Raw genomic sequence first — 17,952 nt, forward strand, 5'->3', positions numbered from 1 at the left:
TTTCCCCTTTTTCCGTTTCGGGCAGCATTCTTAAAACTTTTATCTAAAACTCAATAAGCAACAATTCAACAATCGCAAGATTCAACAATCATTAAGAAAGGCTATTCAACGATGACTGGCTTCACTCCGGATGCACCCGTCCTCCACGAAATCAAGAACCACAGCGAAGCTCTGGCACAGGCGGAAGCAGGCGTTGCAGCCATGGCCGCCAAACGCAACAACCGCTGGTACCCGAAGTTCCACATCGCATCCAACGGCGGTTGGATCAACGATCCGAACGGCCTGTGCTTCTATAAGGGCCGCTGGCACGTGTTCTACCAGCTGCACCCGTACGGCACCCAGTGGGGTCCGATGCACTGGGGACACGTCTCCTCCACCGACATGCTCAACTGGAAACGTGAGCCAATCATGTTCGCCCCGACCCTTGAAGAGGAGAAGGACGGCGTATTCTCCGGTTCCGCAGTAATCGGCGACGACGGCGAACTCAAGTTCTACTACACCGGCCACCGTTGGGCCAATGGCGTCGACAACACTGGCGGCGACTGGCAAGTGCAAATGATCGCCGAGCCGGATAACGACGAGCTGACCAGTGCCACCAAGCGCGGCATGATCATTGACTGCCCGCTCGACAAGGTCGATCACCACTACCGTGATCCGAAGGTGTGGAAGACCGGTGACAAGTGGTACATGACCTTCGGCGTTTCCTCCGCTGAAAAGCGCGGCCAGATGTGGCTATTCTCCTCCGACGACATGGTTCGTTGGACCTACGAGCGCGTGCTGTTCGAACACCCGGATCCGAACGTCTTCATGCTTGAATGCCCGGACTTCTTCCCGATCAAGAACGCCGAAGGCAACGAGAAGTGGGTTATCGGCTTCTCTGCCATGGGCACCAAGGCTTCCGGCTTTATGAACCGCAACGTTTCCAACGCCGGCTACATGATCGGCACGTGGACGCCGGGCGAGGCGTTCCAGCCGGAAACCGAGTTCCGCCTGTGGGATTGCGGCCATAACTATTATGCTCCGCAGTCGTTCAACGACGGCGAACGCCAGATCGTATACGGCTGGATGAGCCCGTTCGTTGAGCCGATTCCGATGCAGAATGACGGCTGGTGCGGCAACATGACCCTTCCGCGTGAGATCACGCTAGGTGCCGACGGCGATCTGCACACCGCTCCGGTTGCCGAGATGGATGGCTTGCGCGAAAACACCACCGATTTCGGCACAATCTCACTTGGTGTCAATGGCGAGCAGACCATTGCTGATGATGCTGAAGCCGTGGAAATCGAAATGACCGTCGATCTCAACGCCTCCACTGCGGAACGTGCTGGTCTGAAGATTCATGCGACTGAAGATGGCGCTTACACGTACGTGGCATTCGACGATCAAATCGGTCGTGTGGTAATCGACCGTCAAGCCGCAGCCCAGGGTGATCGCGGCTACCGTACCGCCCCGCTTTCCGCCGAGGAACTGGCTTCCGGTGAACTCAAGCTGCGCGTGTTTGTGGATCGCGGCTGCGTGGAAGTGTATGTGAACGACGGCCGCCAGGCCATGAGCTCTTTCAGCTATGCTTCCGCAGGCACGCGCGCCATCAAGCTTGTTGCCGAATCCGGCACGCTTGAGATCAAGTCCTTGAAGCTCCACACCATGAAATCCATCGGACTGGAGTGAAGCTGTTCCAGGGCAGTAGCAAGGGGTAAATAGTAAGGTGGGTTCCGTGTCAGGCAAGATGCGGAACCCACCTTGCGTTATGCCGCAAGTTGTGCCTTACGTTTTGGTTTGAAAAGCGATTTTCGTTTCAGAACGTGGTTTAGGGAGTGCTTTATACTGGCACCCCGGTAATGAACTTTTCTGACCGGAATGTGGGCAGGCTCCTCACCTTACTGATTTCTCGCCACCGGTCACGTGCGCGCCCACTATGGCGCAGAAAGCAAGGTGAACGATGGCGGTTTCGCACGTTCAACACATACACTCTGAGCATGCTCAGTCAGTAATCTCACGATATTTCTCCACTGTTTTGAACATCTGCAGGCGCAGCATTCCCACAGTCATCGCGGTAGTGTTGCTATTGGCGGTTTGGGAGACGTGGGTTCGTATCGGCAATGTGCCCAGCACTATGATTGCCGCGCCGAGCGAAATCGCGCAGGCCACCGTCGAAACCTGGTCGACGTTATGGCCCGCCACCCAAGTTACCCTGATTGAAGGCACCGTCGGTTTTCTGTTCGCAGTACTGTTCGGCATTCTTATCGGCATATTGTTGTACTGTTCGCGCATTGCGAACGCCGCCTTGTTCCCGTTACTTTCGGCCGCGCAGACCATGCCGTTGATTTCCATCGCTCCCCTGTTCTTGATTTGGTTCGGTTTTGAAATTTCCGGAAAAATCGTGATCGTAACAGTATTCGGCTTATTCCCGATTGCAGTGCAGACGATTCGCGGTCTTGAAGCGGTCCCCCAGTTTTATTCGGATGTTGCGCTGACTTGTGGTGCCACGAAAACGTGGACACTGTGGCATGTGAAGTTGCGTGTTGCCGCTCGTCAGATTTATGGCGGTATCCGCGTTTCCGGCGCATACATTTTCGCCACTGCTGCCACCGCAGAATATTTGGGTGCACGCAAGGGTCTTGGCATTTGGCTGCAGGCCGCCTACAACTCGTTCCGTACGCCGTTGATTTTTTCGGCGACGCTTGTCATCATCGTCATCACTGGCATTTTGATGTGCCTAGTGAATCTCAGCGAACGCGTGCTGCTCGGCCCTACCAGCGATGACGAAGATCCAGACGCCCAGCAGTGAGCGCAAGCCAAATGGTTGTCGATTTGGATGGAATCAGGGCGGGAGCCGTCCAAATCGACAGCCATTTGCAGCAAACAGCATCCGAACGTTCGTCCTGCCACGTCAATGCACACCGTATAATGAAACTCGCTGTTTAGCCAATGCGTGGCAAACCGGCAATGTTCCATGTCTCCCAAACGAGACGCCACAAGGAACGCCGGGGGCATTGGACGAGCGGGGGCCTTAGGCCCTTCGTATCGTTTTCTGCCCGAACCCCGCCCGCAGCGCAATCCCTAGAAAACGGTAGAGAAGCAAGATTCAAGGGAAATCGCAAGGTATGAAGAACAGCATCTTCAGCAAAGCAATCACGATCCTCGGCGCAATCGCCATGCTTGTCGGCGTGACCGCATGCGGGCAAAGCAACGACTCCACGAAGGCCACGACCGACGGCAACGGCCTGAAAAAAGTGACGTTCATGCTCTCTTGGGCGCCCGACACCAATCATATCGGCGTGTACGTAGCCAAAAACAAGGGCTACTTCAAGCAGGCTGGGCTTGACGTGGACATCGTTGCCGTGGCACAGGCCGGCGCCGAACAGGCCGTGAACAACGGCATGGCCGACTTCGCCCTATCCAACCTCACCAATGTGGGCACATACACGCTGAAAGGCGCAAAAATCAAGCAGGTGCTGCAGGTACAGCAGAAACCAAGCGCCATCTGGTGCTCGCTTGCATCGAACACTTCGATCAAGTCTCCGAAGGACTTCGACGGCAAGACTTTCGCCACGTTCGGCTCGAACGAATCTGACGCGGTAATCCGCCGCATGATCCAGACCGATGGCGGCAAGGGCACGTTCGACAAAGTGACGGTCGGCACATCCACGTTCCAGACGCTGTCGAGCGGCAAAGCCGATTTCGGCGGATTCTACGCCACTTGGGAAGGCGTGCAAGCAGATATGTACGGTCCGAAACTCAATTGCTTCACCGAACCCGATTATGGCGTGCCGGGCGATGCGGACACCATCGGCATCATCACCAACACCAAAACCATCTCCTCCAATCCGAATCTGGTGAGGAAGTTCACGCAGGCTGCCAAAAAAGGATACGAATACGCCTACTCGCACCCGGACGATGCCGCTGAAATCCTTGTAAAGGAAGCTCCAGACGCGAATCTCAAGCCGGCTTTCGTCAAGAAGAGCATGAAGACCATCGTGGATGGCCAGTATTGGGGCGATCCAGCCAAGATCAATGATGGCTCGTTCGTGTTCGGCACCAACGACACGAAGGGGGCACAGCAATACTTTGATTTCATCGCCGAAGAAAATGCCTACACCGACTCGCATGGCAAAGTGGTGCATACCGCTCCGCAAGCCAAGGATCTTGCCACCGACGAATTCCTGAAATAATCGGGCTTGAACGAGTAGGTTTGTAACCCGTTTATGTGCGAATAATCGAAATATTGGAATACGGCATCCTGCATTTTTATTTCATGTCCAACACTGCTTGCTCAGTATGGGTTGAACATGGTTTGTGGGATGCCGCACCATTATGCGTTGCATTTGGCTTCATTGCACGAGTTTGATTAAATACAAATATGACACGACTGATTCTTGATGTGGACACCGGTATCGACGATGCGCTGGCGTTGGCATATCTTGCGACGTTCGACACTGTTGACGTGCTCGGCGTGATCGGCACGTACGGCAACGTTTCCGTCGACACTGCGGTTCGCAATACTTCGTATGTGCTGGAACGGTTGGGGTTTCGGCACATTCCAGTGATACGTGGATCGTCGCATCCTTCATGGGCTCGGTGTTTCATTCCGGATGCAGGTTGTGCACAGTTTCACGGCACGGATGGATTGGGAGGATTCGGCCCGGCTCGCGATAGTTCGTCTTCGAATACTGCTTTCCCAGATATTTTTTCGGATAATTCCGGTTCCGATACTGTTTTTTCTCGCGATTACCGTAGTCTGATTTCCGTTGGCGGATATGCGTTGGATGATGTTCATGCGAATCCTGCGGTTGATTCGTTTGAATTGTCACTTACTACGGATTCGGCTTCTTCTATTCATGCTGATGATTCTTCCGCCGATTCGGTTTCCGAAGGCGTGCGGTTCATTATTGATCAGGTTCGCGCTTATGGTTTCGACGTCACTGTGGTTGCGACTGGTCCGCTGACCGATATTGATGCTGCGATCGCGGCCGCACCGGATATTGCCGACAAACTCAAACTGGTGATGATGGGCGGCACGTTGACGCAGGAAGGCAACTGTTGGGATCTGACTGCGGAAACGAACATCATTCAGGATCCGGAAGCCGCGGATCGCGTGTTCCATTCCGGTGCCGACATCACCATGGTCGGCTTGGACGTAACGCATCAATGCCTGATGGGTTCCGATGCAACCTGTACTTGGCGTGAAGCAGCGAATGCTGACACACTTGGTGGTTCAGCAGGTAATTCGAATGCAGCTTCAGCTCGAACCGCGAGTTCAGACTCAAGCCCATATGCTTCCGATGTGCGCGTATTCCTCGCTGACATGGCTGATTTCTCCATTGCCGCGAATTATAAAGCCGATGCACGCCTGTTTTCTCAAGGCATGCCTTTGCATGATCCGCTGGCCGCAGCCGTCGCCGTGGATCCGTCACTAGTGACCTGCATTAATCTGCCAATGAAAGTCGAACTCGAAACCGGCGATTTTCACGGCACACGAGGCCGAACCATCGGCGATCCCGCCGGCTTAATCGCCCCCAACGCCCCTCGCATCCACGTGGCCCTTCAAGTCGATTCCCACCGTTTCGTCTCCGACTTCACCACCCGCATCAAGTCTCTGCAGTAATACACTGTGGGAAAAGCCTTATACTCTCCCCACAGTGAACGCGATCAATTAGGCAAAAACTACTTTTTGACGCCGCCGAAACGACGGTCGCGGTGAATGTAGTGGTCGATCGAACGCCATAGCACGTCTCGACCGCAATCGGGGAACAGTTCCGGCACGAAATCAAGTTCGGCATATGCTGCTTCCCACGGCAGGAAGTTCGACGTGCGCTGTTCGCCGGAAGTACGAATCACCAAATCGCAATCAGGGATATCGGGATTGTACAGGTGTTCAGCAATCATTTTTTCCGTTACGCGATCGCCGGAGATCTTTCCGTCACGCACTTCTTTTGCGATTGCCGCGCAAGCATCCGCGATTTCGGCACGTCCGCCGTAATTCAGGCAGAACACCACGTCGATGGTCGTGTTGTTTTTGGTACGTTCCTGTGCTTTTTCCAATTCGTCGATAACGGATTTCCATAGTTTCGGACGGCGACCGGACCAGCGCACGCGCACGCCCCACTCGTTCATCTGCTCCACACGACGGTGGATAATGTCACGCGAGAAGCCCATTAGGAAGCGCACTTCCTGCGGGGAACGCTTCCAGTTCTCCGTGGAGAACGTATACAGCGACAGGTAGCGCACACCGGCTTCGATGGCACCTGCGATGGTGTCGAACACCACCGGTTCGGCAGCCTGATGCCCGTCGGTGCGAATCAGCCCACGCTGCTGCGCCCAACGACCATTGCCGTCCATAATCACGCCGATATGGCGTGGAACCTTGTTCTTCGGAAAATCAGGAATAATCGACGGGTCAGAAAATGGTGCCGCCGGAATGTCAAGGGACTTGTAATCCACGTTCTCAAAAGCCATACCCGCTAATCTAGCAAGCGCATGGAACGAATCGGACGTTCCAAATAGTATTCACCCCATTTTTCCACCATTTGGCGGGTTTCCGAAAACAACGCCGTGCCGTCCAGCTCTCCCCAATCGCCATCTACAAGCGCCTGCAACTGGCAGATCGCATTCCACGAAACGTCAAACGATTCACGAATATGATCGGTCGAACACATCAGTCCGCCCGCGGAAATCGAGAAAAACCATGTACGATCAGCAGAAATCGGATCCCCGCACACCACGCAGGCACGCAAACGCGGCGTCCAACCAGCGATCGCAAGAGCACGCATCACGTAGGAATCGCCAATCGCAGCAGCCTCATGCGCATGCTTAGAAAGAGCATTCAATGCTCCCAACACCAGCCGATACTGCGCCACGGAACGCTCATGCTCCGTCACCACCAGCTTGTCAGCGGTTTCGCAAATCACATTCGCTGCGGTATACGCCTTGAAATCGGTGCAGATGTCTCTCGCATACGCCGACACCGACTCGGCTTGGGAAATCACATCAAGCGAACGCCCCTCCGCAATAAGCAACGAGACACGCATGAAAGGCTCCAAACGACCTCCGAAACGCGATTTGGTTCGGCGCACACCTTTGGCGACGGCACGGATTTTGCCATGGTCGCGTGTCAGCAAAGTGACGATACGATCAGCTTCGCCAAGTTTGACGGTGCGCAAGACCACGCCCTCGTCCTGATACAGCGGCATTCACACATCTCCTTCGCCTCGCCTTGTTTTCCCAACGGAACTATCTATACTTTCCGCACATTCTCGCGCCAGCCGCACTCTCCCGCGATATCAGTAAATAAACAATCCCCAGAACGCGAACACCAACAGCACATACAGCATGGTGACCGCCGTAATCCAAAACATCACACGTCCGAATCGCGTCGACGCGAGCACCGGCTGGCGACCACTCACAATCGCGCCTATAGCCCCCTTACGCGGTGGCCATTGTGCAAGACCACGATTCGTCGCTTCCTCGATAAGACGCATGAACACGCGGGACCACGCCCACACCACAACAATGCACACCATTTGAATAACCGGCCAACTCCAATACATCATGCCTGGATTCTCGGCGGGAGCGCCACCCCACGCTAGCTTGACCACGCCCATAATCACTTCGCCCAATCCTGCACTAAACAGCACAAAAGTGGCCATGGTGGCAACGGCAAGCGTAATCAACGCGTTTTTGAACACAGGTCTCAGCCCCAACACATATCGGCGTCGATGTGCACGCGCCCAAATCTTACGTACGAGCACAATCAACCACAGCACGCTGATCACCAGTAGCAACAGCACCATGCTGGCATGCAACACCACCAGATAGATGGTCAGTCCACTATTCGCCCGCAATTCCAGCGGCACCGCGATCGACTGGTACAGGTTGGTGCCGGCCACACGTTCGCTGGTCTGCTCCAGTCCTTGCGTGGTACCGACGGCCCAACTGATCACATCATCCACGTAGGCATCGGCGAACGGAGTGCCGCTGTTGGATTCGTCGCCGAGCCGGAGCACATGGTTGGCGATCGGATATGTGCGCACGGTCACGTCCCAATTGCCCGCCTTATGCGCCATGTCGATGATTTTCTCTGTGCCTTCCACCTGCGCGGTCATCACATCTTTGGTGCCGTACGCCACAAGCGTGGGAATGGAATAGGCTTGGGGATTCAACGTGTCGAGGTCGAGATTGGTCAGGCCGAACAATTCCGCATCGATGTTGAACGCGCGGCGCACAATGGACTGGTATCCATCATGTGCTCCGACCAGCGCGAAATCCTGCGCCGCAAGGAATCCCAACGAATATCGTGGCGAATACACCATTGGGCTCAACAACACTTGGAACGCCACATCAGGATCTCGCCCAAGCAGATATGAGGAAATCCATGTGCCTTCGGAAGTCGCGTAAATGCCAACATTCGAAGCGTCAACGTTGTCGAGATCACGCAACATGTTGATGACCTGATCGTAGATGGCTGCGGAGCCTGGATAGTCACGAGTCGCATCGTTGGTGGACCACACCGGCTTGTCAAGCACGGCCGTCACAAAACCCGCGGATGAGAGCGCAAACGCCATGTCTCCGAAGGAGTTGTCGCATGTGCCATAGCCTGCTCCATGCATGAACACCACGCCAGGCCGATTATTTCCTGCGCCTTTCGGCTCACGGATCAACACTTTGATATGTTGGATTTCACCGGTTGACGGTTGTTTGGCATCGATGGTGACATATCGTTGCGTCACTTCGTAATCGCCTTGTTTGGCAAGGGTTTTGCCTGAAGGATTGTCGAAGATCACGGACGTGTCGGAAGCCAACGTTTCGATGGTTTGCCCGGTCGGCTCGTAATTCCATGATGATGCCGTCAGATTGGATACCGATACCAGAATGCCCAACAATATAATGAAAATGGGCAGACTGACCATCAGTCGTTTGCTTCTCGTCCACTGGCTGGATTGGATTTCCCCGCTGGACATGACTGACTGACGTTCCTGATCTGACACGCCGTTCATTGTACCGGCCCCAGCTGAAATGACAATCAACAGCCAGCGAAAATCAGCAGGCGGTCAATCACAATCTGTAATCGACCGCCTGTAACCAACGAATCAGCAATTACCCTGTGCCACCGGCACCACTACAGGGCCGGTGGCATTGACTGGCACCTGCCCGTCCGCTTCCATCTGTGCGGCAATTTCCTGCGCTTTGGCCAGCAACGTTTCCACAATCTGATCTTCGGGAACGGTCTGAATAACCTTGCCCTTGATGAAAATCTGCCCCTTGCCGTTGCCGGATGCCACACCCAGATCGGCTTCGCGTGCCTCACCTGGACCGTTCACGATACAACCCATCACGGCCACACGAATCGGCGCGGTCACGTCCTTCAATCCTTCGGTCACGGCATTAGCCAGCTGAATCACGTCAACCTGGGAACGGCCGCAGCTCGGGCAGGATATAATATCAAACTTACGCGGGCGCAATCCCATGTATTCCAGCAGTTTACAGCCGACTTTCACTTCTTCGACAGGCGGTGCGGACAGTGAAACACGAATCGTATCTCCAATACCTTCAGCCAGCAGCGCACCAAATGCAAGACAGCTTTTGATCGTACCCTGCCATGCGGGACCCGCCTCGGTAACGCCGAGATGCAGCGGCCAGTCGCCTTTGGACGCGAGCAGACGGTACGTCTCCACCATAGTGATCACATCATGATGTTTGACGGAAATCTTGAAATCATGGAAGCCGACGTCTTCAAACATGCGCGCTTCCTTCATGGCAGACGCAACCAACGCTTCCGGCGTCGGACCGCCATATTTCGCATACAGTTCCTTATCGAGCGAGCCCGCGTTCACGCCGATGCGCAACGAAATGCCCGCATCAGTGGCGGCCTTGCAGATGGAGGGACCAACCTCATCGAATTTGCGAATGTTGCCCGGATTCACGCGCACCGCGGCACAGCCCGCATCAATAGCCTGAAACACGTATTTGCTTTGAAAATGAATATCGGCGATTACCGGAATCGGCGATTTCTTCACGATTTCCGGCAGTGCGTCAGCATCATCCTGGCTTGGCACGGCCACGCGCACGATGTCGCATCCGGCTGCGGTCAGTTCGGCGATCTGCTGCAATGTTGCGGGCACATTGGCGGTCAGCGTGTTAGTCATGGATTGCACCGAAATTGGGGCTCCCCCACCTACTGGTACCGGTCCGACCATGATGCGGTGGGACTTGCGGCGCGGATGCAATGGGCTTTCGCTGATGGCTGCCTCACCGGTTTTACGGAACGGCTTTTCGATTTCTGGCATACGTCAAATCCTTGCAATAACAAGGCTCCCAACACGGGGAGCCTTGTGTCACTCACGTTTCGTCTGTTTGTCTTGTTTCGTTTTCCGTTACTTGTTTATCAGGTTGTCGGCACGATGGCGGGCTTCCAGCTCGAGTTGGCTCATTTCCTCCACGGAAGCGAACAGCGGATTGCCACGCAGCTCCGCGTCCATTTCGTCCAACACTTCCCTGACGGTATCGACGATGCCGAGGTATGGCAGACGATGTTCAAGGAAGGCATGGACGGCCTGCTCGTTGGCAGCGTTCAACACGGCCGTATGCTTTTCGGAAGCTTCCAGGCAGTGTCGAGCCAAGCTCACCGCGGGGAACGCCTCATCGTCGAGCGGTTCGAACGTCCAAGTCGCGGCTTTTGTCCAATCGCATGCCGCCGCGATATTGCCAAGTCGTTCCGGAGCGGACAGTCCAAGCGCGATCGGCAGGCGCATATCAGGCGGCGAAGCCTGCGCAATGGTGGCACCGTCGCGGAATTCCACCATGGAGTGCACGATAGACTGCGGATGCACGGTCACGTCAATGCGGCTCGGAGGCATGTCGAACAGACGACTCGCCTCAATGACTTCAAGTCCCTTGTTCATCAGTGTGGACGAGTTGATGGTCACCACCGGACCCATATTCCAAGTGGGGTGGTTCAACGCCTGTTCCGGTGTGATATCGGCCATCTGCTCGCGTTTCCAACCGCGGAACGGCCCGCCCGAAGCGGTGACAACCAGCTTCGACACTTCACCGTGCGTTCCTGAACGCAACGACTGCCAGATGGCGGAATGTTCGGAATCGACCGGATTGATCTGCTGGGCACGCACTTGCGCGTCGAACAGCAAATGCCCACCGGCCACTACGGATTCCTTGTTGGCGAGTGCCAACTGCGATCCTACCTGCAGCGCCGCGATGGAAGGCTCAAGTCCAATGGATCCGGTGATGCCGTTCAATACCACGTCGGCTCCGGATCCGGCCATGGCGACCACGGCTTCCGGTCCGGCTGTGATCTCCACATTGCCTGCGTCAGCTTGTTCTAATGCCTCACGTAGTGCTTTTGCCGCACTTTCTTTGAAAACAGCGACTTTTGAGACATGGAATCGTGCCGCCTGTTGGGCCAGAAGTTCCACGTGGGAGCCACCTGCAGCAAGCCCGACCACATCGAAGCGGTCGAGATGGCGGGAGATGACGTCAAGGCCTTGGGTGCCGATGGATCCGGTGGATCCGAGAATGACTACGGTTGAAGTTTGCATGGGTTATGCGTGTGCTCCGTATTGTTTTTTCTCATGTGAACGTGAAAACAGGCTGACGGTCACGCCAGCCTGTTCAATGCGATTGCTTAGTCAAAAGAGGGGAACGACAGGTCGGGAATGTCGACATCCAGATTGCTGTTGGTCGGTCCGAACATCGGATTGGTTGCCGGCTTGGTTTCGTTCTTCTTCTCTTCCACTGTCGGCTTCGCCGGTTCAACGGGAGTTGCCGTTGTCGAGTGATCTGCGGAGGTTGCTGGTTCCGGTGTAAAGGAGGGTGGGACGGTCGGCACGGTTCCGAGATTGATCGATTCGGTATTAACCTGCGGAAGGTTCGGCGTCGACAGGCTTGGCATGCGCGGGGTAAACGTGTCTTCGACCGGATCGGGCGCGTCGATGTTCTGAGCCATCTGCGCCAAGGCAGCCAACGAAGAATCGGGAGCGATGTTGATGCCGTGAGACTCTTCTGGCTGATGCACGACCGGAGTGTCTGGAATCACAGGAGCCGCAGGCGCGGACGGAGCATCATAGCTCGGCGTGCCATCATCGGAAAGCGGATTGAACGCTTCGGTTTCCGTTCCTGCGGAAGATGGCTCCTCGGCAACCGCATTGGACGCTTTGAACAGGTGTGCCAGCGACTGTTCCGGAGCCGCTGGAACAACCGGAGCAGCTTGAGGTTCCGGCGTTACAGGAGCTGCCGGAGTTACCGGAGCCGGCGGGGTGCTGATGGTTGGCTGGAACACAGGAGGAACCACAGGAGCATGCGTCGGCGCAGCGGTCTGTGAGGCCGGAATGCTCACCGGGGACGTTGCAGGCGTGGTAAAAATCTCACGTTCCGCCTTATTCAAAGCGTCGAAGGAGTCAGTGCTGTTTTGAACCTGAGCGGGCTGCGCAATAGGTTCTGCAGAAACGGCTGGAACGGCGAATAGCGGCGAGACCACCTGCGTCTCTTGAGCTGCCAGACTGGTTGCAGACGGATTTACTGCGGCCATCGCGCTTTCGGAGGGCTCGCCCACGAAGTCGGCCACACGCGCATAGGATTCGAGTCTGGTCAGCAGCTGCACGCATTCGTTCAGGTAATAATCCACCTGACGCTCGTCATATCCACGCTTGCCCTTGCGTTGGGTGAAGATCACATTCGCCACGGTCTGGGAGTTCAGATCGACGAGCTTCTTGGCATCGTCTTCCGACACTTCCTCCACGCCGAGTTCGCCAGCGGCCTTCGTCAGGCACTGATCGACGATGCGATCCACCTGCTTGCGGTCATAGCTCGGGTCTTTGCCTTCTCCCGGCTTGAAACGTTCGCCGTGCTCACGTTTGGAGTGGGCGTCAAGCTGACTGAACAGGGTTTCGGTCTGTGCCTTCCACGCCACGCGGCCATGCTGCGAGATCTCCCATGTGGTCTGCTTGTCTACCACGGCACGCTCCAGCCGGGCAAGGGCCGCGTCCACCTGAGCGATCACGTAACCGCCCTTGACCAAATCGAAAGAAACATTTTGAATATCATGCTGGGTGAGTTGCGCTCCCTCACCTTCGTATAGCATGTGCGCACGCTCAAGAAAAGCGTCCACCTGTTCGGAATCGTATCCCCACTTGCGCTTCGAAGTACGAGCGATCCCCGATGCGTTCCTCTCGGATTCAGGTTCCTGCGCCATTGGCTATCGACCTCCTACTGCACTACTCAACGCAACTACTCTACGTGATTGATTCGACGCCTGCCTCTTTCGTGTAGAAAAATCAGTGAATCGACACTCAAATCGCACCGTTTTTTCACGCATTCGCCATGGGAGGAACCTCTTATCCGGCAACGCGACACACGTTGAGACTGTCGCTGGCAACGAATACTGTACAGTAGAGCTTTGCGGGCGATTAGCTCAGTTGGTTAGAGCGCCACCTTTACACGGTGGATGTCGGGGGTTCGAGTCCCTCATCGCCCACCTTTCGCAATGCTTCGAATATCAACGTTTTCAAGTCTTTCAGCATTATCTCATGCTCTCGTGCCCACGTTTTGTCCACATCTCGCACAATCACCTGTACCGCCGAATCGATTACACGCGCTACATCGTCTAGGTCCGAGTCGAACAGGTCGGCGTAGACATCCAATGTCATCACCGCACTCTTGTGCCCCAGCATACACCGCGATGGACGCGACAGTGTGGAGCAGATCGCGTGGCGGCAGCGGCTCCACTCCGGCGCGGTGTCTACCACTGGCACGCCGCCATCATCGCCGCAACCGACATCGTCTCCGCCGCCTGCGGCCGGTACGCCGGGAGGAAATGAGATGACCGCACGCTACCTCAGCCTCAAGGAGGTCACAAAACGGCTCGGGGTGACCAACGCCGCGGCCTACAGGCTGCCCGAGCCGGACGCGCTCATCGAATCCACCCACGGATGGAAACCCGAAACCATCGACGCATGGAACAAGGCATGCCCCGGCCGCGGCGTCGTCGGCGGCAGTAGCAGCCCACGCAAGCACAAGACCGAATAACAAGAAAACGCCCTTCTTCCAACCATGCGGTTGGGAGAAGGGCTATATCCAAGTTTTGAGACAGGTCCGACATCCATTCTACCTGGTCAATCGAGTCTCGGAGGAATGATTCTACACCCGTCAAGCCGTCGGAGGACGGAGCCGGCGGCCCTGACGCTACGGCTCATAATGCTGATGCTGCGCAGAGTACGAGCGGCATACACTCCCGCATCAGGATCGACCGGTTGCTCATCGGACGCCGTGATTCCAGCACACCACAGTTCCGAGCCAAAAAAGAAATCATAATCACGCGCGGCCGATTCGACCATCCCTTCGATACCGTCCGGACTTTCGAGAAGTCTCGGCAGGACAGACAACTTGTCACGTGTGATGCCGACGTTATGACCATGCACCGGTTTTAATTCCTTCGTCCTACCGTCAAGCAACGCATCGAAGAATACCTCAGATTTGACAACCCGTCCTCCGGAACGGTACATGCGCTGCGGGACGGTGCAATCCAATCCACATAGGTGCATGAAGTGCCGCTTTCTCCAGCACACGTCTAATGAGACTCCACCGAAATCCAGGATCATGTGACGGTCAAGAAAATTCTGTTGATAAATCCTCGCCAAAGGGATAATGGAATCGACGACGTCCGACGCGTCTTTTCGCACCGCCACCACCCTCTCGAAAAATAAAAAGCCGGAAAGGCGCGAACTTCCCTTCCGGCCCCGCATTGGGAATCCATGTTTATATTGCCCTCTGCTCGGCGACCCGGCTCGCAACGGGTCTACGGGGAACTCGGTTCTAAGACCGCTTTGCCCGCCCCCAGGGCTAGACGCTCCTAACGTGGCCGACGACGACAACGGCATGAACGCCACGGCAGAAGACTCCTGCGCGGTAAAGCTTTAGCTTCGGCCCAGCCTCCCGGACGGAAGAAGGGCATGGGTTAAAGCCGTACCTTTACTATATCCACGAATACGACAAAGTCCAAAACACCAATATGCCAAACGCGAAAACGCCCCTCCTCCAGCCTTAGCTGAGAGAGGGGCGGGTTACATGAGGGTGAAAAAAATTCCAACAGGAATTATTCTCTTGGATATTTCCCGCACACGGATTTGAGTCTCATGCCAGAAACATGACCACCGCTAAGTGTTGTCGCCAATCCTGTGGCGACAACACTTAACCGTGGCGAAGCGGATTATAGGCCACACCGAGCGCCGATGCGATGAAGCCGGCCACGGTGCTAATATAGCCGCCGACCGCAGCGTCTCCGAAAGTCCTGAAGCCCAAGCCGATGCACGAAGCAACAAGGCCGAGCACGTACACGACAGTACGCATCTGCTTGCTGAAAACAGGCGTGTACGCGGTGTCCGGAGTCTCTCATCGCCCACCTTTTGTTTCCGCAGAAAATAAGCCGTTCCAGCTCTTCTGATATTTTCAACTATCTCACGTGCATGTCAGCACAGTCATGACTTTTGTCAAGGCTTTGTCAAAGCCTCCGTCAACGCTTACCTATTCATTCTTCGATGATGTTGCCTTCGGCGTCGATACGAGGCGCGCCTTCAGCCACGCAACGTGCGACGAGCTTGCCACTCATGGCGTAGGAAGCAATCAACGAGACCGCCATAAGCACCGAGCACACGGCTCCGATAATCCACGTCGGTGCGAATGAAAGCGTGGCGTCAAATGCCACACCTGACACGATGGCGCCGATAATACCGCCCAAAGCGGCGGCGGAAACCGCGATGCCAGCCAGCTTGCCAACGTCTCTGCGCCCATATTCACGCGAAATCATGATGGACGGTCCGATGGTGGCCGTGCAAGTACCGACACCGAAGCATGCGGCCGCGAGGATCGGCCCCCAAGAGGTTGTTGGGAAGCACAGGAAAATACATGCCAGCAGGCAGGAGCACGAGCCCACGAGCACACCGCCTGTAATGCCGAATCGGTCGAAAATCCACCCCAATGCCACTTTGGCCACAAGCACGACGCCCATGTACAACGATATGACGTGTCCAGCCCAAACCACGCTGTGGCCACCGGTAACCACTTCAGTGCCATTGTTGTTGACGGATGTCATGTTCGACACCATGTTCACGGATACCGCACCGTTGATCACACCAACAAACAGGAATCCCGACACAAGCAGCCAGAAGCCCGCATGCTTGCGCAGCACCTTCCAGCCGACCGCAATGTTGACCTCAGACAGGGAATGACCGCTTTTCTTTTCCGCCGCGGCGATCTCCTCATCGCTCATTTCGGCACCAAGCGGCAGCAAGCCCTTTTCAGACGGTTTGGTACGGAAGAAAATCACAGGAATCGGCAGCGCGGCCACCAATATAGACAATTTCATGGAAACATCTTCTTCGACCGCTTTCGCAAGCAAAAAAAGGCTTGGAATCGTGTGATTCCAAGCCTTTATATGAGCGCCCGACCTTGGCCATGCATGCCGCGAGGCGGGCAAAACGAATACGATCAGCGGCCTTTACCGAATGCGCGCAGACGGATGCCGTTCCAGTCACCACTGACGGTCAGCGGCGTGGCTGCATTCATGCCGGCAGTCTTCGCGGCGGACTGCACGGTGCTTGAACTTGCCGCGCCCGGACGTCCCGGCTTCGGGGTGAGCACCCACAATGGACCATCGTCTCCAAGGACCGCATACGCATCGACGATGGTGTCAGACAATTCGTCTTCGTCATCGCCGTCGCGCCACCAGATAATCACGCCATCAACGGCGGAATCATAGTCCTCGTCGACCAGCTCCTCACCGGTCAGATCCTCGATCTTGGCGCGGATCGAGTCGTCCACATCATCGTCCCACAGCCATTCCTGTACCAGGTCGCCGGCGTGGAAACCGAATTCTTCAGCGTTATCAGATGCCGTTTGATTCACGTTCGTCAATATACCAACACTGCTCGAACATATACGTTACGAACCGTGGAATTGCCCACTTTGCGAGATTGTTTTTTATATATGCGTTAAGAATGCGTCACTCTTCCGCGGAGCATTGCGGCAAGGATGCACCCTTACCATCTCGGATGGCGATCAGCGCATCGTACGCCTCCTGCAAAGTGGACACCTTCACCACGTTCAAGCCTTCCGGAATATGGCCCACAACGCTGGAACAATTGGATTCCGGGGCGAGGAACCAAGTTGCGCCGTCGCGTTTCGCTCCTAGCATCTTCAAACGGATGCCTCCGATTTCACCGACTTCACCTTTGTCGTTCATCGTGCCTGTTCCCGCGATGATCTTACCCCCGGAAAGTTTTTCACCAGTCACCTTGTCGATCAGACCAAGCGTGTACATCATGCCCGCCGACGGCCCGCCGATGTCGTCCACATGCATGGACACCTTCATGCCGGACACGTCATAACCATGCTCTTCCAGGAACTTTTTCGCCGCCGCGGTGGCTGAATCCTGCGATGACGTCATCTCCTTGTCGCTGGAATCCTTGTATTCCTCTGCGGTCTGTCCAACAGGAACCACCGCCTCCTGAGGCATCACCGTGGATTTCGAATCGGCCCACGCCACCAATGCCTGCGCGTTCGACACCGGATATCCTGGCACACCTGAAGCATTGACCGTGACCAACAGCAGCTGGCCTGAATCCTTATACGTTTTCACACCGGAAACGGCGACGACCTGCTTGCCGGAAACCTCCCCGAGCACATTCTGCGTCGGACCGGGCATCTGCACCACATATGCGCTGGGCATAATCAACACCAATACGCACAGTACCGCCACCACCGGCCCTGCAAGATAACGCCATGAACGCGCGGACAGCCAACCTTCCGCGTTTATCAGCCATCGTTTGACACGTCCCGGAGCACCGTTACGTGTGTTTTTGCCGTAAATTCGTCGTGTTTCCTTCATCTTGGGCATACCTCCCATAGCATAGTATGGAACCAACCAAACTTGAAAAACGCTTAGGAAAA

16 protein-coding genes, 1 tRNA gene and 1 pseudogene are annotated in these 17,952 nt (G+C 55.6%); 6 read left to right on the top strand and 12 right to left on the bottom strand.

The window, feature by feature from the left end:
• The first annotated feature begins 111 nt into the window (after positions 1-111).
• From BBKW_RS07355 to BBKW_RS07370, 4 genes are all read left to right on the top strand, one after another.
• A complete protein-coding gene (locus BBKW_RS07355) occupies positions 112-1,668 on the top strand; it encodes a glycoside hydrolase family 32 protein (protein ID WP_033500459.1) in 1,557 nt (518 codons plus the stop codon).
• Positions 1,669-1,939: 271 nt separating this feature from the next.
• Complete coding sequence (locus BBKW_RS07360) at positions 1,940-2,788, top strand: ABC transporter permease (RefSeq protein WP_081962233.1); 849 nt, start codon at positions 1,940-1,942, stop codon at positions 2,786-2,788.
• 316 nt (positions 2,789-3,104) lie between these two features.
• On the top strand, positions 3,105-4,172 hold the full coding sequence (locus BBKW_RS07365) for an ABC transporter substrate-binding protein (RefSeq protein ID WP_033500457.1): 1,068 nt from the start codon (positions 3,105-3,107) through the stop codon (positions 4,170-4,172).
• 188 nt (positions 4,173-4,360) lie between these two features.
• Complete coding sequence (locus BBKW_RS07370; RefSeq protein WP_033500456.1) at positions 4,361-5,605, top strand: nucleoside hydrolase; 1,245 nt, start codon at positions 4,361-4,363, stop codon at positions 5,603-5,605.
• A gap of 59 nt (positions 5,606-5,664) precedes the next feature.
• Here the strand turns inward: BBKW_RS07370 and BBKW_RS07375 are convergent, their stop codons facing one another.
• The 6 genes from BBKW_RS07375 to BBKW_RS07400 all read right to left on the bottom strand — a co-directional run bounded on the left by BBKW_RS07375 (position 5,665) and on the right by BBKW_RS07400 (position 13,201).
• The gene (locus BBKW_RS07375; RefSeq protein WP_033500455.1) at positions 5,665-6,456 is read right to left on the bottom strand and encodes an isoprenyl transferase; all 792 of its coding nucleotides are present in this window, start codon (positions 6,454-6,456) and stop codon (positions 5,665-5,667) included.
• A 5-nt stretch (positions 6,457-6,461) separates the two neighbouring features.
• Entirely contained in the window at positions 6,462-7,190 is a 729-nt protein-coding gene (gene recO, locus BBKW_RS07380; RefSeq protein ID WP_033500454.1) for a DNA repair protein RecO, read from the bottom strand.
• 90 nt (positions 7,191-7,280) lie between these two features.
• Positions 7,281-8,993: an alpha/beta hydrolase family protein gene (locus BBKW_RS07385; protein WP_033500453.1), complete on the bottom strand. Its 1,713-nt coding sequence runs from the start codon at positions 8,991-8,993 to the stop codon at positions 7,281-7,283.
• 93 nt (positions 8,994-9,086) lie between these two features.
• Positions 9,087-10,283, bottom strand: coding sequence for a flavodoxin-dependent (E)-4-hydroxy-3-methylbut-2-enyl-diphosphate synthase (gene ispG / locus BBKW_RS07390; protein ID WP_033500452.1), 1,197 nt, complete (start codon positions 10,281-10,283; stop codon positions 9,087-9,089).
• 87 nt (positions 10,284-10,370) lie between these two features.
• Positions 10,371-11,549: a 1-deoxy-D-xylulose-5-phosphate reductoisomerase gene (gene dxr, locus BBKW_RS07395; protein WP_033500451.1), complete on the bottom strand. Its 1,179-nt coding sequence runs from the start codon at positions 11,547-11,549 to the stop codon at positions 10,371-10,373.
• An 86-nt stretch (positions 11,550-11,635) separates the two neighbouring features.
• Positions 11,636-13,201: a DivIVA domain-containing protein gene (locus BBKW_RS07400; RefSeq protein WP_033500450.1), complete on the bottom strand. Its 1,566-nt coding sequence runs from the start codon at positions 13,199-13,201 to the stop codon at positions 11,636-11,638.
• Between the two features lie 208 nt (positions 13,202-13,409).
• On the opposite strand from BBKW_RS07400, the gene BBKW_RS07405 reads away from it, so the two are divergent.
• Positions 13,410-13,483, top strand: a tRNA-Val gene (locus BBKW_RS07405).
• A 50-nt stretch (positions 13,484-13,533) separates the two neighbouring features.
• Here the strand turns inward: BBKW_RS07405 and BBKW_RS11200 are convergent.
• Positions 13,534-13,719 (bottom strand): annotated as a pseudogene (locus BBKW_RS11200) (site-specific integrase); the annotation flags it as partial.
• 108 nt (positions 13,720-13,827) lie between these two features.
• On the opposite strand from BBKW_RS11200, the gene BBKW_RS07410 reads away from it, so the two are divergent.
• Positions 13,828-14,034 carry a helix-turn-helix transcriptional regulator gene (locus tag BBKW_RS07410; protein ID WP_033500449.1) on the top strand — a complete coding sequence of 69 codons (207 nt, stop codon included), beginning with the start codon at positions 13,828-13,830 and terminating at the stop codon, positions 14,032-14,034.
• A gap of 86 nt (positions 14,035-14,120) precedes the next feature.
• Here the strand turns inward: BBKW_RS07410 and BBKW_RS07415 are convergent, their stop codons facing one another.
• The 5 genes from BBKW_RS07415 to BBKW_RS07435 form a co-directional block, all read right to left on the bottom strand.
• Positions 14,121-14,750, bottom strand: a complete 630-nt coding sequence (locus BBKW_RS07415; RefSeq protein ID WP_033500448.1) for a PBECR4 domain-containing protein — start codon at positions 14,748-14,750, stop codon at positions 14,121-14,123.
• A gap of 445 nt (positions 14,751-15,195) precedes the next feature.
• Positions 15,196-15,354 carry a hypothetical protein gene (locus tag BBKW_RS07420; RefSeq protein WP_228428982.1) on the bottom strand — a complete coding sequence of 53 codons (159 nt, stop codon included), beginning with the start codon at positions 15,352-15,354 and terminating at the stop codon, positions 15,196-15,198.
• Positions 15,355-15,532: 178 nt separating this feature from the next.
• A complete protein-coding gene (locus tag BBKW_RS07425; RefSeq protein ID WP_033500447.1) occupies positions 15,533-16,369 on the bottom strand; it encodes an MFS transporter in 837 nt (278 codons plus the stop codon).
• Positions 16,370-16,491: 122 nt separating this feature from the next.
• A complete protein-coding gene (locus tag BBKW_RS07430; RefSeq protein ID WP_033500446.1) occupies positions 16,492-16,917 on the bottom strand; it encodes a DUF3052 domain-containing protein in 426 nt (141 codons plus the stop codon).
• Positions 16,918-17,005: 88 nt separating this feature from the next.
• On the bottom strand, positions 17,006-17,908 hold the full coding sequence (locus BBKW_RS07435) for a YlbL family protein (RefSeq protein WP_414835665.1): 903 nt from the start codon (positions 17,906-17,908) through the stop codon (positions 17,006-17,008).
• Between the last annotated feature and the right edge of the window lie 44 nt (positions 17,909-17,952).

Origin of the sequence: Bifidobacterium catenulatum subsp. kashiwanohense JCM 15439 = DSM 21854 (assembly GCF_001042615.1) — a bacterium.
Taxonomy (GTDB): Bacteria; Actinomycetota; Actinomycetes; order Actinomycetales; family Bifidobacteriaceae; genus Bifidobacterium; species Bifidobacterium catenulatum.